Annotated in this window: 20 protein-coding genes; 10 read left to right on the top strand and 10 right to left on the bottom strand. The window is 61.5% G+C overall.

Features of this window, described 5'->3' with window-relative positions:
* The 5 genes from QM600_RS24385 to proB all read left to right on the top strand — a co-directional run.
* The coding region (locus QM600_RS24385; RefSeq protein ID WP_283264217.1) for a ribonuclease E/G at positions 1 to 902 on the top strand (902 nt) is incomplete at its 5' end.
* 335 nt (positions 903 to 1,237) lie between these two features.
* Positions 1,238 to 1,549: a 50S ribosomal protein L21 gene (gene rplU, locus QM600_RS24380; protein ID WP_243619073.1), complete on the top strand. Its 312-nt coding sequence runs from the start codon at positions 1,238 to 1,240 to the stop codon at positions 1,547 to 1,549.
* Between the two features lie 42 nt (positions 1,550 to 1,591).
* Complete coding sequence (gene rpmA, locus QM600_RS24375; RefSeq protein ID WP_094273954.1) at positions 1,592 to 1,861, top strand: 50S ribosomal protein L27; 270 nt, start codon at positions 1,592 to 1,594, stop codon at positions 1,859 to 1,861.
* 213 nt (positions 1,862 to 2,074) lie between these two features.
* Positions 2,075 to 3,526, top strand: coding sequence for a GTPase ObgE (obgE, locus tag QM600_RS24370; RefSeq protein ID WP_283264215.1), 1,452 nt, complete (start codon positions 2,075 to 2,077; stop codon positions 3,524 to 3,526).
* A gap of 49 nt (positions 3,527 to 3,575) precedes the next feature.
* Entirely contained in the window at positions 3,576 to 4,679 is a 1,104-nt protein-coding gene (gene proB / locus QM600_RS24365; RefSeq protein WP_283264214.1) for a glutamate 5-kinase, read from the top strand.
* Here proB and QM600_RS24360 read toward each other — a convergent pair.
* From QM600_RS24360 to QM600_RS24315, 10 genes are all read right to left on the bottom strand, one after another.
* Positions 4,652 to 5,509, bottom strand: a complete 858-nt coding sequence (locus QM600_RS24360; protein WP_283264212.1) for an NAD-dependent protein deacetylase — start codon at positions 5,507 to 5,509, stop codon at positions 4,652 to 4,654. The two genes, proB and QM600_RS24360, sit on opposite strands and share 28 nt — an antisense overlap.
* A gap of 234 nt (positions 5,510 to 5,743) precedes the next feature.
* On the bottom strand, positions 5,744 to 6,676 hold the full coding sequence (locus QM600_RS24355) for a D-isomer specific 2-hydroxyacid dehydrogenase family protein (protein WP_283264211.1): 933 nt from the start codon (positions 6,674 to 6,676) through the stop codon (positions 5,744 to 5,746).
* Between the two features lie 9 nt (positions 6,677 to 6,685).
* Positions 6,686 to 7,084 (bottom strand): ectoine synthase, encoded by a 399-nt coding sequence (locus tag QM600_RS24350; RefSeq protein WP_283264210.1) that lies wholly within the window; start codon positions 7,082 to 7,084, stop codon positions 6,686 to 6,688.
* A 15-nt stretch (positions 7,085 to 7,099) separates the two neighbouring features.
* Positions 7,100 to 8,362: a diaminobutyrate--2-oxoglutarate transaminase gene (ectB, locus tag QM600_RS24345; protein WP_283264209.1), complete on the bottom strand. Its 1,263-nt coding sequence runs from the start codon at positions 8,360 to 8,362 to the stop codon at positions 7,100 to 7,102.
* A gap of 48 nt (positions 8,363 to 8,410) precedes the next feature.
* A complete protein-coding gene (gene ectA, locus QM600_RS24340; protein WP_283264207.1) occupies positions 8,411 to 8,926 on the bottom strand; it encodes a diaminobutyrate acetyltransferase in 516 nt (171 codons plus the stop codon).
* A gap of 140 nt (positions 8,927 to 9,066) precedes the next feature.
* Positions 9,067 to 11,166, bottom strand: coding sequence for a RecQ family ATP-dependent DNA helicase (locus QM600_RS24335; RefSeq protein WP_283264206.1), 2,100 nt, complete (start codon positions 11,164 to 11,166; stop codon positions 9,067 to 9,069).
* Between the two features lie 39 nt (positions 11,167 to 11,205).
* On the bottom strand, positions 11,206 to 12,030 hold the full coding sequence (locus QM600_RS24330; protein ID WP_283264204.1) for a MerR family transcriptional regulator: 825 nt from the start codon (positions 12,028 to 12,030) through the stop codon (positions 11,206 to 11,208).
* Between the two features lie 63 nt (positions 12,031 to 12,093).
* On the bottom strand, positions 12,094 to 12,960 hold the full coding sequence (locus tag QM600_RS24325; protein WP_283264203.1) for a ribokinase: 867 nt from the start codon (positions 12,958 to 12,960) through the stop codon (positions 12,094 to 12,096).
* Positions 12,957 to 14,399, bottom strand: coding sequence for an MFS transporter (locus tag QM600_RS24320; protein WP_283264202.1), 1,443 nt, complete (start codon positions 14,397 to 14,399; stop codon positions 12,957 to 12,959). The genes QM600_RS24325 and QM600_RS24320 overlap by 4 nt, the downstream gene beginning before the upstream one ends.
* A 241-nt stretch (positions 14,400 to 14,640) precedes the next feature.
* Positions 14,641 to 15,774, bottom strand: coding sequence for an NADH:flavin oxidoreductase/NADH oxidase (locus QM600_RS24315; RefSeq protein WP_283264201.1), 1,134 nt, complete (start codon positions 15,772 to 15,774; stop codon positions 14,641 to 14,643).
* A 148-nt stretch (positions 15,775 to 15,922) separates the two neighbouring features.
* Between QM600_RS24315 and QM600_RS24310 the strand changes: the two genes are divergently transcribed.
* The 5 genes from QM600_RS24310 to rsfS all read left to right on the top strand — a co-directional run.
* The gene (locus QM600_RS24310; protein WP_283264199.1) at positions 15,923 to 17,209 is read left to right on the top strand and encodes a glutamate-5-semialdehyde dehydrogenase; all 1,287 of its coding nucleotides are present in this window, start codon (positions 15,923 to 15,925) and stop codon (positions 17,207 to 17,209) included.
* A gap of 40 nt (positions 17,210 to 17,249) precedes the next feature.
* Positions 17,250 to 18,131, top strand: a complete 882-nt coding sequence (locus tag QM600_RS24305; protein WP_283264198.1) for an AAA family ATPase — start codon at positions 17,250 to 17,252, stop codon at positions 18,129 to 18,131.
* Positions 18,132 to 18,140: 9 nt separating this feature from the next.
* Positions 18,141 to 19,631, top strand: coding sequence for a vWA domain-containing protein (locus QM600_RS24300; protein ID WP_283264197.1), 1,491 nt, complete (start codon positions 18,141 to 18,143; stop codon positions 19,629 to 19,631).
* A gap of 65 nt (positions 19,632 to 19,696) precedes the next feature.
* On the top strand, positions 19,697 to 20,353 hold the full coding sequence (gene nadD / locus QM600_RS24295) for a nicotinate-nucleotide adenylyltransferase (protein ID WP_206041864.1): 657 nt from the start codon (positions 19,697 to 19,699) through the stop codon (positions 20,351 to 20,353).
* A 35-nt stretch (positions 20,354 to 20,388) separates the two neighbouring features.
* Positions 20,389 to 20,728: ribosome silencing factor (rsfS, locus tag QM600_RS24290; protein ID WP_283264196.1), on the top strand; the 340-nt coding region annotated here is incomplete at its 3' end.

Raw genomic sequence — 20,728 nt, 5'->3', positions numbered from 1 at the left:
AGATGCGCCTGCGGGACATCGGCGGAATGATCGTCGTCGACTTCATCGACATGGTCCTCGAATCGAACCGGGATCTTGTCCTGCGTCGTCTCACCGAATGCCTGGGCCGCGATCGTACGCGCCACCAGGTATCCGAGGTCACTTCGCTGGGCTTGGTTCAGATGACGCGTAAGAAGCTGGGCACCGGATTGGTCGAGGCATTCTCGACTACCTGCGAGCACTGCCATGGCCGCGGCATCATCGTGCATTCCGAGCCGGTCGAGGTGAAGTCGGCCGACGACGGTGGATCACGGTCCGGTTCACAGCGCAGCGAGCCCGGAACGTCGCGCAAGAACAAGCGTGGCCGCGTCGACAAGCCGGTGCAGAGCGAGTCCAACGGTCAGGAAGCGCCGGCGGTCGAGGTTCCGCCCGTCGACGCGACCGTCAAGCGTGCACATCCGGTCGCCCTGGCGATGGCTTCGCATCACGACGAAGACGGCAACGTAGCAGCGGACGCTACCTCGGAGTTCGATGCTTCCAAAAGCGTTGAGCGTGCGGAGTCGGCTGTTGCCGATTCTGGCCGGGTTGCTGATGTTGTTGTGGATAATGTTGCGGCGCAGCCTGATACAGCCCAGAATGACGCGACTGAGCGTCAGGACGGACAGGCGGGGGTTGAATCTGCTCCGCGCGGTCGTCGTCGCAGTCGTAGGGCATCTCGGGCAGCGTCGGCACCCGTCACGGAAGCACCTGAAGTGAGCACGGTCTTCGTGGTTCCGACGCCGGAACCTGTCGTAGAGGCAGTGGCAGAACCGGCAGTAGCAGCCGTCTCGGCGCCGGTGGAAGACGACGTCGTGGTGGTCAAGAGGCCTCGCCGTCGCCGCGCAGCAGCACGTCCGGCCGGTCCTCCGGTCGAAGGCGAGTAGAGAACTACCTTCTTTCGGATGGCTGGATGTCCGCGCACTCTGTGGCGGGCATCCAGCCTTGGTCCGAAGTTCCCGCTGGTAGAAGCAATAAATGTACGATCGATTTACCCCTCGGCGGGGCGGTTTGACCATGACGGTTGCTTTCCCGTAACCTTGCATAGTCGCCACCCGGCGGTAGAGATTCCGTGTGCCTAGAGTGCATGAGAATCTCCAGATACTGACTGTTTTTGGTTAAGTGTCGAGCCGAGGTGACATAAACCAGACCAGTCGCGATGCATTTAAAGCCTCCAGGCAGCAGCGCGAGCAAGTTCGAAGAAGCAAGGGGTAGCCCTCCGATGGCAACGTACGCGATCGTCAAGACCGGCGGAAAGCAGTACAAGGTCGCTGTTGGTGACCTCGTCAAGGTCGAGAAGATCGAGGGTGAGCCCGGCACTGCTGTCTCGCTTGCTCCCGTTCTCGTGGTTGACGGATCTGACCTGACTGTCGAGGCCGCCAAGTTGGCGAACGTCTCGGTCACCAGCGAGATTGTCGAGCACACCAAGGGCCCGAAGATCCGCATTCACAAGTTCAAGAACAAGACGGGTTACCACAAGCGTCAGGGCCACAGGCAGCCGCTTACCGTGATCAAGATCACGAGCATCAAGTAACCCGTTCTTTTCAGCTGATTTCACCCGAGGAGGGTCAACAACATGGCACATAAGAAGGGTGCATCCAGCTCCCGTAACGGTCGCGATTCAAACTCTCAGCGCCTCGGCGTGAAGCGTTTCGGCGGCCAGTCGGTCAGCGCAGGCGAAATCCTGGTTCGCCAGCGCGGCACGCACTTCCACCCCGGCGTTAACGTCGGCCGTGGCGGCGACGACACCCTGTTCGCTCTCGCTGCCGGTGCAGTCGAGTTCGGCCAGAAGCGTGGACGCAAGACCGTGAACATCGTTCCGGCCGTCGTTGCGGTTGAGGTCTAGTCTTTCTCGCTAGCAGTACGCTTCCGGTTTCGCTCCTGTAGCAACGCCGAAACGTGTTCAAGCTCCCAATAGGGGCGGACCAGGGTTGAAATAACCTGGTCCGCCCCTATTGTTTGTTTAATCAGTTCTGTTTGTTTTCCGAGCAACCCTGCTCACCAGAAGTTCAGCTCATCGCGTGAGACCCGCAATTGACTGAGGAAGGATCCGGCAGTCATGTCCCGATTCATTGACCGTGTTGTGCTGCACGTCAGCGCTGGAAAAGGCGGCAATGGTTGCGCCTCCGTTCACCGTGAGAAGTTCAAGCCGCTCGGTGGCCCCGACGGCGCCAACGGTGGACGCGGTGGCGACGTAGTTCTCATCGTCGACGAGAACATCCACACCTTGCTCGACTTCCACTTCCATCCCAATGCGAAGGCCACCAACGGCAAGCAGGGAGCCGGAAGCAACCGCGAGGGCGCAAACGGTGAGGACCTCATCCTCAAGGTTCCCGATGGAACCGTCGTACTCGACACCAAGGGCAACATTCTCGCCGATATGGTCGGCGTCGGGACGCGTTACGACGCAGCTCAGGGTGGACGCGGTGGCCTCGGCAATGCTGCATTGTCCTCGAAGGCCCGCAAGGCTCCCGGTTTCGCGCTTCTCGGTGAAGACGGCGTCGAGCGCGATCTGGTTCTCGAACTCAAATCAGTCGCCGACGTCGGACTTCTCGGATTCCCGTCCGCCGGTAAGTCGTCGCTGGTCTCCGTTCTCTCGGCCGCAAAGCCGAAGATCGCGGATTACCCCTTCACGACTCTCGTCCCCAACCTCGGCGTCGTCTCCAGCGGTGAAACCACCTTCACCGTCGCCGACGTGCCTGGCCTGATTCCCGGTGCCAGCGAGGGACGCGGTCTGGGTCTCGACTTCCTGCGCCACATCGAGCGTTGCGCCGTGCTGGCTCACGTAATCGACTGCGCGACCCTTGATCCGGGACGCGACCCCATCTCCGACATCGACGCACTCGAAGCCGAACTGGCCGCGTACACGCCGGCACTGTCCGGTGATTCGGGACTGGGAGATCTCGACAAGCGGCCGCGCGTCGTCATTCTCAACAAGACCGATGTACCCGAAGCCGCGGAGTTGGCCGAAATGGTCACTCCCGAAATCGAAGCTCGCGGATGGCCGGTCTTCACGATCTCGGCAGTAACCCGAGAAGGTTTGCGTCCGTTGACATTCGCATTGGCGAAGATGGTCCTCGATTACCGTGAGGCCCATCCCAAGCCGGAGCCGAGCCGTCAGATCATTCGCCCGATCGTGGTCAAGGACTCCAGCTTCACCGTCGAGAAGGATCCCGACGTGCCCGGCGGATTTGTCGTCCGCGGTACCCGCCCGGAGCGGTGGATCCGTCAGACGGCATTCGACAACGACGAAGCCGTCGGCTACCTCGCCGACCGTCTCGCTCGGTTGGGCGTCGAAGCTGCGCTGGTCAAGAAGGGTGCACAGCCCGGGGCGTCCGTCACCATCGGTGACGTCAGCTTCGACTGGGAGCCGCAGACGCCGGCCGGTATCGACCTCACCCGTACGGGCCGCGGTACCGATCCGCGACTTGATCAGGTCGAGCGCATCGGCGCCGACGAGCGTAAGCACGCTCGCCGCGTCCGTCGCGGACTGCTCGAAGAAGACAACTGATCCAGAAGTCACCTGATACCAGCGAGACCAGAAGCGAGGGAACGGGACTGTGCTCGGTTCCACCAGGGAGTCGATTGCGTCGGCTCACAGCATTGTCGTGAAGATCGGGTCGTCCGCGCTCACCAGTTTGGTCGCGGGACTCGATACTCACCGACTGGATCTGCTGGCCGACGCCATCGAAGCCCGCATGCGTGCGGGCTCCGATGTTGTCGTAGTGTCGTCCGGTGCTGTCGGTGCCGGGTTGGCGCCGCTCGGGCTCACCAAGCGACCTCGTGATCTCGCAACCAAGCAGGCTGCTGCCAGCGTCGGACAATTGGCGCTGGCACATGCCTGGGGTACTTCCTTCGCGCGGTACGACCGCACCGTCGGGCAGGTACTGCTCACAGCCGACGACATCGCGCGGCGTACGCAACACCGCAATGCACAGCGCACTCTTGATCGCCTGCGGGCTTTGCATGCGGTGGCCATTGTCAACGAAAACGACACAGTCGCAACAACCGAACTCCGATTCGGTGACAACGATCGACTGGCTGCCTTGGTTGCGCATCTGGTCGGCGCCGACGCACTGATTCTTCTGTCGGACGTCGACGGGCTCTACGACGGTGATCCCCGAAAGGGTGACGCCACACTGATTTCCGAGGTCAACAGCCCCGAGGATCTGGACGGCGTTGTCGCCGGTTCCGGCGGAGCATTGGGCACCGGGGGGATGGCATCCAAGCTCTCGGCCGCTCGTCTCGCTGCGGACTCCGGAGTGCCGGTTCTACTGGCCGCGGCATCCGACGCGGCGCGGGCTCTGAACGGCGCCGATGTCGGAACTGCCTTTGCGGCGCGGCCGACCAGGCTGTCTGCCAGGCGCTTCTGGGTGCGCCATGCTGCCGATACTCAGGGCGACTTGCATCTCGACGAGGGTGCTGTCAGCGCCGTTGTGGGCAAGCGTCGAAGCTTGCTCTCGGCCGGAATCGTTGGTGTATCAGGTGATTTCCATGCCGGTGACGTCGTCTCGCTCAGGGGACCGGGGGAGAAGCCCGTCGCACGTGGTGTTGTTGCCTTCGATGCGTCGGAGATCGAAGACATGCTGGGACGCTCTACCGCCGAACTACCCGCGGACATGCAACGCCCCGTCGTTCATGCCGACGACTTGGTTGCCCTGTAAGTTTCACTGGTTACCAGCGCGGAAAGTGCTTCGGTACAGCCTATTTCGAGTTTCAGATCTGCGAATTCGTCGCCGCGGGTGTGCCCGCGGTTGACTATTGCAATCGTCTTACCGGCCTTCGCGGCGTAGCGCACGAACCGTAGTCCCGACATGACGGTCAACGAGGATCCGGCGACCAGTAGGGCGTCTGCTGCGTCGACCATGCTGTACGCGCGGGCAACCCGCTCCTTGGGGACAGACTCACCGAAATACACGATGTCCGGCTTGAGGATTCCGCCGCACACGTCGCAGTCCACCACGCGGAAATGTGCTGTCGACTCGATGACGGCATCCGCATCCGGTGCGATCTCCACTCCTTGTGCAGCAGCAACAGTTTCGGCAAACCCCGGGTTCGCTTCTTCCAGTCGCTCGGCAAGTGTGGTGCGGGAGATCAACTTCTGACAGTCCAGGCACCGAACCTGCGCGTAGGTGCCATGTAGATCGATCACATTGCGAGCCCCGGCTTTGGTGTGCAGGAGGTCGACATTCTGGGTGATAACTCCGACGGCCTGGCCACTGCGCTCGAGCGAAGCCACCGCTCGGTGCCCGAGGTTGGGACGGGCACCGTCCATGAACCGCCAGCCGATGTGGTTGCGCGCCCAGTAGTGGCGTCTGAAAGCGGAGTCGCCGATGAACTGTTGAAACGTCATCGGGTTGCGGGGAGGGGAATCGGGTCCGCGATAATCGGGGATCCCTGAGTCGGTGGAGATGCCCGCCCCCGTCACGATGGCTAGGCGTCGGCCTGACAGGAGTTCGGTCAGGGCATCGAGCCCGTTGTCGCTGGTGTGCACGGGTTCCAGGATAGGCGCTCGGCCGCCCGCCGAGCGAGGGCGAGTACGACTCTGTGTGGGACTCACTGGCCTCGGGTAGTCATTGTTGGAGTGCCGAGGAAGAGGAGTCGTCATGTTCGGGATTACGCTGCCAATTGTGTGAAACGGGGATACCTATGGCTTCGCTCCCTGGAACCAGTTTGCCGCAGCATCGAACTCTGGAGCTTTCGCGTCATAGGTAGTCAGTCGTAGGTGTCAATAGCCGGCGATCGGATCCACGAGGGCGGCCAGAGTTTCGCCCTTTGCGAAGCGGGCCACGTTCTTGCTGACGTGATCGGCAAACGCGGCTGGGCGAACTCCCGGCGGATTGGAATCGTGCGGGGTGATGATGGCATTGGTCAAGTCCCACAGCGGGTGGCCGTCGGGGAGCGGTTCGGGCTCGGTGACATCGAGTCCGGCGCCGCCGATGCGCTCTGTTTCGATGGCCTCGACGAGGGCGTCGGTGTCGACCAGCGACCCGCGCGCGACGTTGATCACCCACGAATGGGGACGCATCTGCGCAAGCTGAGCACGCCCTACCAGATGCCGCGTCTCCGGAGTGGCGGGCGCAGCAATGACGAAGTGGTCTGCACGAGAATAGATTTCATCCATCTTTGACGCCGGGAATGTTGCGCTGGCGCCGGGTACCGGACTACCGCTGCGATTGACCGCGATGCTGTCCGCCCCCTGTGCGGCCAGCATCGGGATCAACGCGCGACCGATTCCGCCTGCTCCGATAATTGCGACAGTGGAACCACGTAAAGTACCGATCTTCGGGAAGAACTCGAACTGACGCCACGTCTTGGCCTCGATGTGCGCGGGCAGGTGGCGAACTCCTGCGAGGAGCAACATCAACGCGTGTTCTGCCACCGAGGCGGAGAATGCGCCAGCAGCAGACGTCCACGTGATTTCGGTGTCCTTGGGAATCACTTTGGCCTCGAACCAGTCCTCGATCCCGGCCGAGGGCAACTGCACCCATCGGATCGACGGGGGCAATACTCTCGGAAACGAATTCGGCAAACCAGCCCAGATCAGAGCGTCGGCAGATTCGATCGGACTGATCACGCCGCCGCCCCGGAGCACTGCGCTGTCGAGCAGTGCATCGGGGGCGGGGCCGATAGCTACGCGGGGTGAAGTGTCAGGCGCCATGGCTTGACGCTACGCGGGGACCTCGATAAGTGGGTAGATTCCGTTTTCATCGTGCACTTCCCGGCCGGTGACCGGGGGATTGAACACACACAACATGCGCATCTCGGTGTCCGGCTCGACACGATGACGCTCATGGCCGTCGAGGAGGTACATCGACCCGGGAGCCAAGTCGTATTCTTTGTTGTTGTCCAGGTCGATCAACTTGCCGGTGCCTTCGACGAGCCAGACTGCCTCGACGTGGTTGGCGTAGTGGAACTCGTTGACGGACCCGGCCTTGATGGTGGTCTCGTGGAACGAGAAGCCCACGCGGTCGCCGCCGAGAACGATGCGCTTGCTGCGCCAGTTTCCGTCCTCGCTGGAGACGTCGCGGTCTGTGCCGGAAATTTCGGTGGTGGTGCGAACGATCATGGGGGAGTCCTTCCGTTAGCTGCAGACCTTGAGTGTCGCTTCGGCCAGAATGGAGAGGCCGTGCTCGAGCTCTTCGTCGGTAATCGTCAGTGCCGGAAGCAGTTTCACTACCTGGTCGGACGGGCCGGAGGTTTCCGCCAGCAATCCCTCGTCGAATGCCAGTTGGCAGACCTTGCCGGCCCGTTCGGGTTGCTCGAAGACAAGTCCCTGGACCAGACCGCGTCCGCGGGTCGAGACCTCGCCCGGGAATTGATCGGCGAGATTTGCGAAGCACTCGCTGATGCGGGCGCCCTTCTTCATGGTCGTCTTGGTGAGAGCATCGTCGGACCAGTAGTGATCGAGTGCCACCTTGGATGTGACAAACGCGGGGTTGTTTCCGCGGAAGGTTCCGTTGTGCTCACCGGGGCCCCAGACGTCGAGTTCACGCTTGAACAGTGTGAGCGCCATGGGCATTCCGTAGCCGCCGATGGATTTGGACAGCGTGACGATGTCGGGAACGATTCCGGCTTCCTCAAAGGAGAAGAACGGACCCGTACGGCCGCAACCCATCTGGACGTCGTCGACGATCAGCAGGATGCCGCGATCGGAGCACAGCGTTGCGAGTGCCCGAAGCCATTCGGGGCGAGCGACATTCACGCCGCCTTCACCCTGCACAGTCTCGACGATGACTGCTGCGGGACGGTTGAATCCGCTACCGGAATCATCGAGCACCCGTGAGAACCACTGGAAATCCTCGGTGACGCCGTCGAAGTAGTTGTCGAACGGCATCGGCGTTGTGTGCACCAGCGGAACGCCGGCGCCCGCCCGTTTCATCGAGTTGCCCGTCACGGAGAGCGCTCCCAGCGTCATACCGTGAAAAGCGTTGGTGAAGTTGATGATTGCGGATCGTCCAGTTACCTTGCGGGCCAGCTTGAGTGCGGCTTCGACGGCATTCGTTCCGGTGGGCCCGGGAAACTGGACTTTGTAGTCGAGGCCACGTGGCTCGAGGATGTTGTGCTGAAAGGTCTCCAGGAACTCACGTTTGGCGACAGTCGACATGTCGAGGCCGTGTGTGATGCCGTCGCTCATGATGTAGTCCACCAGTGCTGATTTCAGCACCGGGTTGTTGTGTCCGTAGTTGAGTGCGCCGGCGCCGGCGAAGAAGTCCAGGTAGTCGCGCCCGCTCTCGTCACGGATCCACGATCCGGAAGCACTGGTGAACACTGCCGGCCAATCACGGCAGTAGCTACGAACCTCGGACTCGAGGGTCTCGAAAATGCTTGCTTCGTTGATGTTCATATCTTCTTTGTTCCTCCGGGGCATACTGTTTGCCCAGCGCGAAACGCGCTAGGCGCCGATGCGGAAAAGATTTTCGGCTTCGTGTCCATCGGGAAAATCTTTGGGCGAGAACAAACTCTGCCGACTGATAGGTAACTCGCGCCTTCGTGCGAGCGCGGTGAAGAGTGCGATCGAAGCCTCGTTATCGGGGCTGATCGTCGTCTCCAGATGTGTAACACCCAGTGGCGCTGTGCGATCCATCAATGCTGACAGCATGCGGCCGGCAATTGCCTTGCCGCGCTGGTCTTCATCGACCGCGACTTGCCACACGAACAGGGTTTCCTGCGCGCTGGGCCGCGTGTATCCGGAAACAAATCCGACAACACGTCCGTCTACTTCTGCAACAATCGATGTTGCGCTGAAATCCCTGCACCACAACAGGTATGCATAACTTGAATTGAGGTCGAGCACGCGGGAATCACGTGCGATCTGCCAGAGCCGGACTCCGTCATCGATCTGTGGGCTTCGCAGTAACACCGCGTCCGGCGCGGTGGTCGGGATAGCTCTCGTATCAACAGGCTTCATCGGTCATCTGAACGTAACAAGCATTGCTGCAGAAGTCATGCAGATGTCCGTTTAGGGCCTTGAGTAACCGGGTACGGTGCAGGTGACAGTATGAATGTGAGGGTCGTCACATTATGTAACTCTTGCTGTTGTCGGAGCGACTATTTCGGGCTCGCGAGCGCCAACGGAAGCACTGAATGTGCACCGGCTTGACGCAATGCGCGGGCCGCCATCGTGAAAGTCCAACCGGTATCGGCGAGTGCATCTACCAGGAGTACGGGCCCTTGATGCGCGCTCATGTCCGGAACATCCCACGCGTCAACCAATCCGGCGACGCGATAAGCCGAGTTGGCGGCCGAGACGGGTGGATGTTCAGGCCGACGGTGAAGTGCGCCGAGGTCGGTGAGTCGCCCGACCTGAGCCAACTTCGCCGAAAGGCTCCGGACAAGGATTGGGTGAGTTGACGATTCAAGCGCCATCACGCCGGTGGGTCGCTGCGTCCAATCCCACGCTGCCAGAACGCTGATGCAGGCACCGACTACTGCATCGGGTACCTCGGCGTCGGCTCCGTCAAGCAACGCGCGTAGGCGCTGGCCCCAGCCGAGATCCGACAGGCGTCCGAGGATGCGTCCGGATTCCGGGCCTTCCTTGATCTTTCCGGACAGGTTGACTCCCAGCTTGCTCAGTCCCGTCGGCCACATCTTTCGTGGTTCGAGGTCGAAACCGGGGCGCTGCAGCCGTGCTCGAGTTTCGTCGAGCGCGGCGGTATCGACTGTCGTGTCGTACCGCTGACCGGTGCAGTTGTCGCAACGACCGCACTGCGAGTTTTCCGGGGTGAGGCCGGGATCGTCGAGTTGCTCACGGAGAAAGGTCATCCGGCAGGTTGTGATGTTCTGGAATTCGACCATAGCGGCCTGCTCGGCCTGGCGAGCTTCTTCGAGACGGCCGTAGCGTTCGGCGTCGTACACCCACGGTTCTCCGGTGCTGATCCAGCCGCCCTTGACGCGTTTTACCGCCCCGTCGACATCGAGAACTTTCAAGACCATTTCGAGGCGGGTGCGGTTGAGTTCGACCAGGGGTTCCAATGCCGGTGTCGACGTGGCCTTTTCGGTGTCGAGGTGCTCGATGACACTGCGGACCAGGTGTTCACGCGGGAACGCAACGGACGCGAAGTAACTCCAGATCTGCTTGTCCTCGGAGCCGGGAAGCAAAATTACGTCAGCGCGATCAGTGGAACGACCGGCGCGGCCGACCTGCTGATAGTAGGAGATCGGCGATGACGGTGCACCGAGGTGGATCACGAAACCGAGATCGGGCTTGTCGAAACCCATTCCGAGCGCAGACGTCGCAACGAGGGCTTTGACGCGATTCCCGAGCAGATCCTGCTCGAGGGATTCGCGCTCGGTGGGATCGGTTTGGCCGGTGTAGGCGGCAACAGTGTGCCCACGCTCGGACAGCAGGCTAGCCAGATCGCGGGCGGCCGACACAGTGAGGGTGTAGATGATGCCGGCACCTGGCAAGGTGTCAAGGATCTGAGCGAGCCAGGCAGCGCGCGCTGTTGCCTCCGGAATGTGAACGACAGATAGGTGTAGTGATTCGCGTTCGAGTCCGCCGCGCAGAATCAGAGTTTCCTCGCCGCCCACTCCGAGTTGTGCGGACACGTCGGCGACGACGCGGTCATTGGCCGTCGCAGTTGTCGCGAGGACGGGGATGCCGTCACCGAGTTCGGCGATCAACGTCCGGATACGTCGGTAATCCGGACGGAAGTCGTGACCCCAGTCGGACACACAGTGAGCCTCGTCCACCACAACGAGGCCCGCATCGGCTGCGAGTGACGGGAGAACCTGGTCCCGGAAGTCCGGATTGTTGAGACGCTCGGGGCTGACGAGCAGAACGTCGAGATCATTCGCGGCGACGCGGGCGTGGATGTCGTCCCATTCGGTCATGTTGCCGGAGTTGATGGTGGCCGCGCGCACACCCGCCCGTTCAGCGGAGGCGACCTGGTTGCGCATGAGCGCCAGGAGAGGGGAGACGATGACCGTCGGACCATGCCCAGCAGCGCGCAGGAGCTTTGCGGAGATGAAGTACACCGCCGACTTACCCCAGCCGGTCCGCTGCACCACCAGAGCGCGCTTGCGCTGAACCACGAGGGCCTCGATAGCGATCCACTGGTCCTCACGCAGGCAGGCATCGGGCCCGGCGAGTTCGCGGAGCAGACGCTCGGCTTCGTCGCGCAGTACGGGGGCAGCGGTGGTGGTCATGCCTCCCATGGTGCATGACCCCTCCGACACATGCGTATTTCAGGCCTTCCCGATGGGCTGCTGAAGTTCGGTGACCCAGCCGTCGACGTCCTCCGTGTATGCCAAGGTCACCTCGCGACCTGGTCCGGCATTGCGGTACCCGGCTTCGTCGATCCACCGGGCAAGTGCCTGGTAAGCCGGTAGGCAGTTCTCCATCGAGCCTTTGTGCAGCAGCGTTGCCATCTGCTGTTCGCCCGGCAGGTCGGTCACAGTGAAGTTGTATTCGTCACCGAGGTCTGTGTCTACTGGCAAAGCGGCATGCACGACGACGTTCTCTTCGTCGCCGGCGTCCTCGTAGTAGGCGATTGCCGGGCCGGTGGGGATCAGTCCGGCCCGGCCTAGTTTCGAGCTGAGCTTTCCGTACAGCCCTTGAACAACAGGACCGATGGACGACGGCTCCATGGACTTGGCGATACCGGTCAACTCCGCCACTCGCACGGCAGGAACCGGCTTGACTACAACTTCGTAGGTAGACATCTTTCCCTCACTCTCGATGATGCGTAAACGTGCCTGGACGTGTGCCAGTCGCGCGGTGTCTTCCTGGATGCGGGTCTCGAGCTCTGCGCGGCGCAGCGTGAGCATGCCGCGAATCTCGTCGACGCTGACGGCTGACTTCACCACTTGCTGAACCTGGGCGAGCGTGAGTCCCAGATCCTTCAATGCCAGAATTCGGTTGAGCAGCGCCAATTGGCCCGCGGTGTACGAGCGGTATCCCGTGGACGCATCTACTTTGACCGGGGTGAGCAGGCCGATGGCGTCGTAGTAGCGAAGCATCCGCACTGACACGCGGCCGGCTCGCGCGAAGTCCCCGATGCTCAGCATCATTACCTCATTTTCTTGCGTGGATTACCGACACCGTCTGTTCTACGGCCTCACACCGTGTCAGGGTCAAGCTGAGCTTTCCAGCAAAGCCTCGATCGCGTTTCGGGTGGGCGACGACGCAGCAGCGCCGTGCACCGTTGTTGCGAGGCTCCCGGCAGCGCACGCGAAATGCAACGCGCGCGTTCGGTCGAGTATCCATTCCACGGCAAAGGCGCCGGTGAAGGCGTCGCCCGCGCCGGTGGTGTCGACAGGCGTGACTTTTGGGGAGTCTGCGTGGACGGCGCAGTCTCGGCTGCGCAGATCTGCGCCACCCGCACCGAGGGTCGTGACAAGGTGCTCGACGCGATCGGTGATCGAGGAGAGCTGGTCCGCCTCGGTCTGGTTCACGATCAGGATGTCTACTGCGTCGATCAGTTTGTTCGGAAGTCCTTGTGCCGGTGATGGATTGAGGATCACTGTCGTGTCGTTACTTCGGGCATGTTGCGCTGCGGCAGTTACCGCAGCAATCGGGATTTCGAGTTGGCACAGCAGCACGTCCGCATTCGCGATGGCATCGAGATCAATGTCGGTCAACTCCGTGACGGAACCATTGGCCCCGGCAACAACGATGATGTTGTTCTCGGCATGAGCGTCGACCGTAATTGCCGCAACTCCACTGGGGCCGTTGACGGTGCGTAACAGCGTCGTATCGACACCGGCAGCATTGAGCGTCTGCCGGAGTTCCCGGCCGAAACCGTCGTCGCCGACCGCGCCGATGAAGATGACGTCACCACCGGCCTTGGCGGCGGCAATGGCCTGATTGCTTCCTTTGCCGCCGGCCGAGGTCGCAAAGGAAGTGCCCAGCAAGGTTTCACCGGGAACCGGGAATCGGTAGACCGAGGTGGTGAGGTCCATGTTGACGCTGCCGACAACGACGATGCGGGGCTCGCTCATATATCGAGGTTATCGGCCTTCAGCACCTTGCGGCGCACCTTGCGGATGATTTGACGGGCCTCGTCGTTGGTGGCTACTGCCGGCGGCGAACCGTCGAGAGGCTTTCGGGCAGTCTCCGGAATCAGGAGTACTGCAAGACCGCCGATGACCGCGGCGATCATCATGTACATCGGCGCAACCAGATTGCTGCCCGTCGAACTTTCGAGAGCCGTCAGCACCAGGGGAGTGGTGCCACCGAAGACCGATACCGCGAGGTTATATCCGATTGCCAAGCCGCCGTATCGAATTCCGGTGGGAAAGAGTGCGGGGAGTACTGAGGGGAACACGCCGACAAAAAGGAGGAGAAGTCCGCCCAGTATGGCCAGGCCGAGGAAGACAGTGACGTAATTGCCGACGCCGATCAGCAGATAGGCAGGCAACGACAACACGAAGAAACCGATAAAGCCACTGAGCAGCAAAGGTTTCCGGCCGATCCGGTCGGACAATTTACCGACGTAGCTGATGCCGACCATCATCACGAGCATGACGATGATCATGAGAACAAGACCATGGGATTCGTCGTAACCCAAAGTGTTGGTGAGATAGGTCGGCATGTAGCTGAGCAGGCCGTAGTGGGCGATGTTGTACGTCGCGACAAGCACGATGCACAGAACCAGTGGTCGCCAGTTCTCGACGATCGTTTCACGGAGCTTCGTGCCGGTGGATTCGTCGGCTAGAGAACGCTCTTGGGCCTGTTCCATCTGCTGAAATGCCGGTGTTTCCTCCAGTCGCAAGCGGAGATACAAGCCGATCAAGCCGAGCGGACCTGCGATGAGGAACGGGATGCGCCAACCCCATTGGAGGAGTTCCTCCGGGCTGACCACGGTCTGGATGATCGTGACAATGCCGGCCGCAGCTACATACCCGGCCAGAGTGCCGAATTCGAGGAAGCTGGCAAAGAAGCCGCGACGCTTGTCCGGGGCGTATTCGGCGACAAAGGTACTGGCTCCGCCGTATTCGCCGCCGGTAGAGAAGCCTTGCAGAAGGCGAAGTAGAACGAGGAGTATCGGTGCCGCGATTCCGATGGACTCGTAGCTCGGGATGAGGCCGATCCCGAATGTGCTGCCGGCCATCAGGATAATGGTGGTGGCCAGGACCTTCTTGCGTCCGATGCGGTCACCGAGCGGGCCGAAGAACAAGCCGCCCAAAGGTCGGACTATGAACGCCGCAGCAAAAATTGCGAAGGTCGAGAGGAGTTGCGCGCTACCGCTGACCTCCGGGAAGAACACTTTTCCGATCGTGGTGGCTAGATAGGCGTAAACGCCGAAGTCGAACCATTCCATGGCATTTCCGAGCATCGTCGCCTTGACGGCCTTCTTGACCGACGCGTTGTCGGTGACGGTGACATCGGGTGATTCGGCCACGTCGAGAGCGCTGATCGAGTTCTCTGGTGTAGTCATGACAAGCGCTCCCCAGCGCAATCATCGAACCGAGCGGGGCACGTACCTGATGCACGCATCTTTCGTTGCCCACTCGCCGATGCGCCGGTCGGGAACAAAACGTCCGCGTGCCCTGTGGCTCGATACGACCCCCGTCGTACGGCTCTGGCTCGCGGCAATGTCCGGAGCCCCGAGGGCTCCGGACTACCGGCAAGTAAGATACCTACGCTATCAAAAGGTAACGCGGAAGCCGATTCTCGGGTTAGAAAGCCCGGGCGTACTGCGACGGAACCCGGGGTCCCACTTCGGCATTCAGCTCTCGGGCGGCGCGCCGCGCCCAGTACGGATCGCGCAGTAATTCGCGGCCGAGGAGTACTGCTACCGCGCTGCCGTCCTCGATGATTTTCTCGGCTTGTTCGGGTTCGGTGATCAGCCCGACCGCGGCAGCGGGAAGCAGTGTTTCATTCTGGATTCTGCGGGCAAACGGAACCTGGTATCCCGGCTCGACTGGGATCTGTACTCCCGGTGAATTGCCGCCGGTGGAGACGTCGATGAGGTCCACGCCGTAGTCAGAGAGGATATTGGCAAGTGCCACAGTCTGATCCGCGGTCCAACTACCAACCTCGAGCCCGCGCTCCTCAGTCAACCAGTGAGATTTCCCGTCGCTTCGCTCTACCCAGTCAGTTGCGGACACACGGACGAAGAGCGGTAACTCGGCCGGCCACACTTCACGAACTGCGGTGAGGATTTCAAGGAGGAATCGGATGCGGTTGTCGAAGCTGCCGCCGTACTGGTCCGTTCGCTTGTTGCTCTCGGGGGAGAGGAACTGGTGAATCAAGTAGCCGTGAGCCGCGTGGATTTCGACGACCTTGAATTCGGCCTTGAGGGCTCGGGTAGCCGCCGCTGCGAAGTCTGCAACTACCTTCGCGATGTCCTCGGTGGTGAGTTCGACGGGTTCCGTGAGGTGACCGAAGGGCGCAGCGCTGGGTGCGACGGTCTGCCAGGCGAGGCGGTCGACGGCCTCGAGACTCTTGCCGCCGCGCCATGGAACCTGCGTCGACGCCTTACGGCCCGCATGTGCCAACTGGATACCGGGAACGGCGCCGAAGTACGCGAGTTGCGCATTGATCTCGGCAAAGGCGCGAGCCTGCTGATCGTTCCAGATCCCCAGATCGGCGGCGGAGATCCGACCGTTAGGGCTTACCGCCGTCGCCTCGGTGAGGACCAGACCGACGCCGCCGATCGCGCGACTGACGAGGTGCGTCCTATGCCACTCGTTGGGCACTCCTACCTGGTCGCCGATGACATCGGCCGAGTACTGGCACATGGGTGCCATCCACACACGGTTGGGAACGGTGACACCGCGCAGGGTTATGGGCTCGAACAGCAGACTCACGGAAAAGGCTCCTGACTGGAAGAAGGTGGATAAGTAGGTCCCCGACTCGACTGAGGGCCGGGTGAGCTTCTCAACCTCGTGCAACAGCGAGCCGAGTCCGAATCATTCCCGAAAGCAGTCTGTCGGGGTGGATGGCTAATGTGTATCTATGACTGCTGTAACTTCTGCCGGGCCCACCGCGGGTTCAGACGCTTCCGACACGCGCACTGTGGTGCACGAGGCCGCTCGCCGCGCCCGCAAGGCCTCGCGTGTTCTGGCCCTGTTGACCACGGCGCAGAAGGATGCCGCGCTCGAGGCTGCAGCCGATGCAGTCCTTGCCGCCACTGATCAGATTCTCGCGGCAAATGCCATCGACATCGACACCGCCAAGGCTGCCGGTACCGAGGAATCACTCCTCGACCGTTTGCGCCTGACAGCGGACCGGATCGAGGGCATTGCCTCCGGCCTGCGTCAGGTTGCCGGATTGCCCGATCCCATCGGTGAAGTGCTCCGCGGATCCACCCTGCCCAACGGCTTGGAATTGCGTCAGCAGCGAGTTCCGCTCGGCGTCGTCGGTATGGTCTACGAGGCTCGCCCCAACGTGACGGTCGACGCATTCGGTCTGACACTCAAGTCGGGAAATGCTGCGCTGCTTCGTGGTTCGTCGTCAGCAGTCAAGTCCAACGAGGCTCTGGTTGTAGCTCTGCGCGAGTCGTTGGCTGCACAGAAGCTCCCCGAAGATGCAGTTCAGCTCCTGCCCAGCGCAGATCGCTCCACGGTTACCCACCTGATTCAGGCTCGTGGTCTCGTGGACGTCGTGATCCCGCGTGGCGGCGCCGGCCTGATTAGTGCCGTTGTCCGAGACGCCACCGTTCCCACCATCGAGACGGGCGTCGGAAACTGCCACGTCTACGTGCATTCGGCAGCTGATCTGGAGATGGCCGAGAAGATTTTGATCAACTCCAAGACGCGTCGTCCCAGCGTCTGCAACACCGCAGAGACCATCCTGATCGACGCGGCTATCGCGGAGACCGCAGTGCCCCAACTTCTGCAGGCACTGCAGATGCACGACGTCGTCGTGCACGGAGATTTGCCCGGTCTGGTTCCCGCGACCGAGGACGACTGGTCGAAGGAATACCTGACACTCGATGTCGCTCTCAAGGTCGTCAAGGATCTCGATGCTGCCGTTGAGCACATCGATCAGTACGGCACCGGTCATACCGAAGCTATCGTCACATCGGATCTCTCGGCCGCGCGCGAGTTCACCGCCCGCGTCGACGCAGCTGCCGTGATGGTCAATGCGTCCACCGCATTCACCGACGGCGAGCAGTTCGGGTTCGGCGCCGAGATCGGCATCTCGACACAAAAACTTCATGCACGCGGCCCCATGGGGCTGCCGGAGCTGACGTCCACCAAGTGGATCGTCTGGGGCGACGGACACACCCGCTCCGCCTGAAAAGTTCGCCCAGACTTGACCCACCTTCAAGGAGTTAACCGTGGACCGCGCTCTTCCTGACACATCACCGTTTTTCTCGAGCGTCGACGACGTCATCGAGCGACTGGCTCAAACCGGCTACCTTTCCGACAAGGGCACTGCCACCGCCGTGTTCCTCGCAGACCGGCTCGGTAAGCCCCTGCTCATCGAGGGGCCGGCCGGTGTCGGAAAGACCGAACTGGCTCGCGCTGTTGCCCAGTCGACGGGTGCGGAGCTCATACGTCTGCAGTGCTACGAAGGCGTCGACGAGGCCCGCGCGCTGTACGAGTGGAACCACGCGAAGCAGATTCTGCGGATCCAGACGGGCTCGGATCACAGCTGGGATTCCACCAAGGCCGATGTGTTCTCGGAGGAGTTCCTACTGGCCAGGCCGCTGCTCAAGGCAATTCGCCGCGAGGATCCGACCGTGCTGCTGATCGACGAGACCGACAAGGCCGACGTCGAGATCGAGGGTCTGCTTCTCGAGGTTCTCAGTGACTTCGCGGTCACGATCCCGGAACTCGGCACCATCACGGCAACCCGCAAGCCGTTCACAGTGCTGACGTCCAACGCCACCCGCGAGCTGTCCGAGGCACTCAAGCGTCGTTGCTTGTTCCTACATCTGGACTTCCCGGATGCCGATCTCGAGCGTCGTATTCTCGCCAGCCGTGTTCCCGAGCTTCCCGAAGCCATCGCCGAGCAGTTGGTCAACACCATTCGGGTGCTGCGCGGAATGCAGCTCAAGAAGGTTCCTTCGGTATCGGAGACCATCGATTGGGGCCGTACGCTCCTCGCACTGGGTATGGACACTCTCGACGACGACGCCGTGCGCGCAACACTCGGTGTCATTCTCAAGCACCAGTCCGATCAGGTGCGAGCCACCGCTGAACTTCGGCTGAACTGAGGTCTGGTCATGGCTCTCGGAGGTTCGACGTCCCCGCACGGGCCGGGTGGTTCGACGTCACCGCTCAAGCCGGGTGGGTTGGCAGCGCCGCACGGTCTGCCCGGTCACCTCGTCGATTTTGTCGAGGCACTTCGCCGACGCGGAATCATGGTCGGACCTTCCGAGACCGTCGACGCCGGCAAGGTCATGTCTGTCCTGGACCTTCTCGACCGTGAGTCGTTGCGTGCGGGTTTGGCTTGCTCGCTCTTGCGTCGGCCCACCCATCGGGCCACCTTCGATGCGGTGTTCGATCTGTGGTTCCCGAAAGCGATCGGTGACCGTGCTGTCGGCGACATCGACGTCTCGTTGCCGCGCAAGGCTGACGGAACCATCGATCTGCAGGCATTGCGTGAGCTGATCGCCGAATTGCTGACCGACGGCAGCGACGAGGCAATGGAGCTGACCGAACTTCTCACCGCCGCGATGGTTGAGGAGATGGGGCAGTACCAATCGAGCAATGGGCCGTCGTTCTCCGCGTACCAGGCACTTCGTGACGTGGCACCGGAGACGTTGCTTAACAAGATTCTTCAAGGTCTACTCGGCAATCAAGAAGGTTCGGGCAGTGAAGGCAAGGATGCCTCCGACTATCAGTCGGAGGTCGCCAAGCGCACCGCAGCTCAGCGAATCGCAGATTTCCGCAAGATGGTCGACAAGGAAACGCGTCGACGCACGGCCGAGAACCTCGGCAAGGAACGAGTCGCTACGTACGGAGTCCCGAAACTGGCGGAGGAAGTCGATTTCCTTCGTGCTTCCGACGCAGAACTCACCACACTCAAGAAGAACGTCGCGCCGCTGGCGAGATTGCTCGCCAGCCGCTTGGCTGTCCGGCGTAGTCGAAGCCGATCAGGTTCCATCGATTTGCGTCGTACGTTGCGCAAATCGATGTCCACCGGTGGTGTTCCGATCGATCTGGTGCAACGGAAGCCGAAGCGTGCGCGTCCTGAACTTGTGGTGATGTGCGACGTGTCCGGTTCGGTCGCCGGATTCAGCCATTTCACGTTGCTGTTGGTCAATGCGCTGCGTGAGCAGTTCTCACGAGTGCGAGTTTTTGCGTTCATCGACACCACCGACGAAGTCACCCGGTTCTTCGATTCCAACGCTGATCTCGGGTCCGCGATGTCGCGGATGATTCGCGAAGCCGAGTTGATCACGTACGACGGTCACTCCGACTACGGAAATGCCTTCGGGGTGTTTCAGGAGAAGTTTGCGCAGAGCATCACCAGTCGCACATCGATGCTGATTCTGGGCGACGGCCGCAACAACTACCGGGACCCCAACCTCCAATCGTTGGCACAGATGGTTGCCGTCGCCAAGCATGCACACTGGCTCAACCCCGAGCCCAAGGGGCAGTGGGGGACGGGCGACTCCGCAGCCAAGGTTTACAACGAAGTCATCAGCATGCACGAGTGCCGCTCCGCCCAGCAGTTGGCTGACGTGGTGTCCGGCCTGCTGCCGGTGTGAAACACGTAAGCTCGTCAGTCGTGCAGAAGGGACAATCGGTGGAACGTGCTCGACGCCTCGGCGTAATGGGTGGCACTTTCGACCCAATTCACCACGGACACCTCGTCGCAGCCAGCGAGGTCGCCGACAGGTTCGGGCTCGACGAAGTGATCTTCGTCCCCACTGGTAGGCCGTGGCAGAAGCAAGCGCGAGGTGTCAGTCCAGCGGAGGACAGATACCTCATGACTGTCATCGCTACCGCCTCCAACCCGCGGTTTTCCGTCTCTCGCGTCGATGTCGACCGCGAAAAAGTGACGTACACCGTGGACACTCTCCGCGACCTACGGGCTTATCATCCCGACGCCGAACTGTTCTTCATCACCGGTGCCGATGCGCTGGCCAGCATCCTTTCCTGGCAAGATTGGGAAGAGTTGTTCGCATTGGCGAAATTTGTCGGCGTATCGCGGCCGGGTTTCGATCTCAACGCCGAACACCTGGCCGGTCATCTCGACACCATGCCCGCGGACGCGGTGACGTTGATCGAGATCCCGGCGCTTGCCATTTCGTCGACAGAATGTCGGCGTCGGGCGAGCGAAGACCGTCCCGTCTGGTACCTGGTGCCGGACGGAGTGGTGCAGTACATCTCGAAGCGGAATTTGTATCGACCCGTCGACGCTCAGCGGCGTGATGGGGCGACCACCATGTCGGAGCCGGCGCCTGGCAAATCCGCTGATTCGAACTAGAAGCAAGACCTGAAGACGAAACTGGAGAACATCGAGTGAGCGCAACAACCCAAGCCATCGACATGGCACGCATCGCGGCCCTGGCAGCCGACGAGAAGCTGGCTACCGAAGTGGTGGTGCTCGACGTGTCTGAGCAGTTGGTCATCACGGACTGCTTTGTCATCGCATCCGCACAGACCGAGCGTCAGGTGAACTCGATTGTCGAGAACATCGAAGATTGCCTCCGCGAAGCCGGACACAAGCCGATCCGTCGCGAAGGCACCCGTGAGGGACGTTGGGCGCTGCTCGACTACGCCGAGATCGTCGTTCACGTCCAGCACGACGAGGAGCGCAACTTCTACGCTCTCGATCGTCTGTGGAAGGACTGCCCGACGG

This window comes from Rhodococcus sp. IEGM 1379, assembly GCF_030056815.1.
GTDB lineage: Bacteria > Actinomycetota > Actinomycetes > Mycobacteriales > Mycobacteriaceae > Rhodococcus_F.
Note: the sequence above shows the minus strand (reverse complement) of the source record. Positions and strands in the feature narration are given on the sequence as shown.

Bases quoted from the DNA above. Each gene is read 5' to 3' on its own strand.
- rplU (WP_243619073.1), top strand. From the start codon at position 1,238: ATGGCAACGTACGCGATCGTCAAGACCGGCGGAAAGCAGTACAAGGTC.
- rpmA (WP_094273954.1), top strand. From the start codon at position 1,592: ATGGCACATAAGAAGGGTGCATCCAGCTCCCGTAACGGTCGCGATTCA.
- obgE (WP_283264215.1), top strand. From the start codon at position 2,075: ATGTCCCGATTCATTGACCGTGTTGTGCTGCACGTCAGCGCTGGAAAA.
- QM600_RS24355 (WP_283264211.1), bottom strand. From the start codon at position 6,676: ATGGCGCCTGACACTTCACCCCGCGTAGCTATCGGCCCCGCCCCCGAT.
- QM600_RS24350 (WP_283264210.1), bottom strand. From the start codon at position 7,084: ATGATCGTTCGCACCACCACCGAAATTTCCGGCACAGACCGCGACGTC.
- ectB (WP_283264209.1), bottom strand. From the start codon at position 8,362: ATGAACATCAACGAAGCAAGCATTTTCGAGACCCTCGAGTCCGAGGTT.
- ectA (WP_283264207.1), bottom strand. From the start codon at position 8,926: ATGAAGCCTGTTGATACGAGAGCTATCCCGACCACCGCGCCGGACGCG.
- QM600_RS24335 (WP_283264206.1), bottom strand. From the start codon at position 11,166: ATGACCACCACCGCTGCCCCCGTACTGCGCGACGAAGCCGAGCGTCTG.
- QM600_RS24330 (WP_283264204.1), bottom strand. From the start codon at position 12,030: ATGATGCTGAGCATCGGGGACTTCGCGCGAGCCGGCCGCGTGTCAGTG.
- QM600_RS24325 (WP_283264203.1), bottom strand. From the start codon at position 12,960: ATGAGCGAGCCCCGCATCGTCGTTGTCGGCAGCGTCAACATGGACCTC.
- QM600_RS24320 (WP_283264202.1), bottom strand. From the start codon at position 14,399: ATGACTACACCAGAGAACTCGATCAGCGCTCTCGACGTGGCCGAATCA.
- QM600_RS24310 (WP_283264199.1), top strand. From the start codon at position 15,923: ATGACTGCTGTAACTTCTGCCGGGCCCACCGCGGGTTCAGACGCTTCC.
- QM600_RS24300 (WP_283264197.1), top strand. From the start codon at position 18,141: ATGGCTCTCGGAGGTTCGACGTCCCCGCACGGGCCGGGTGGTTCGACG.
- nadD (WP_206041864.1), top strand. From the start codon at position 19,697: ATGGGTGGCACTTTCGACCCAATTCACCACGGACACCTCGTCGCAGCC.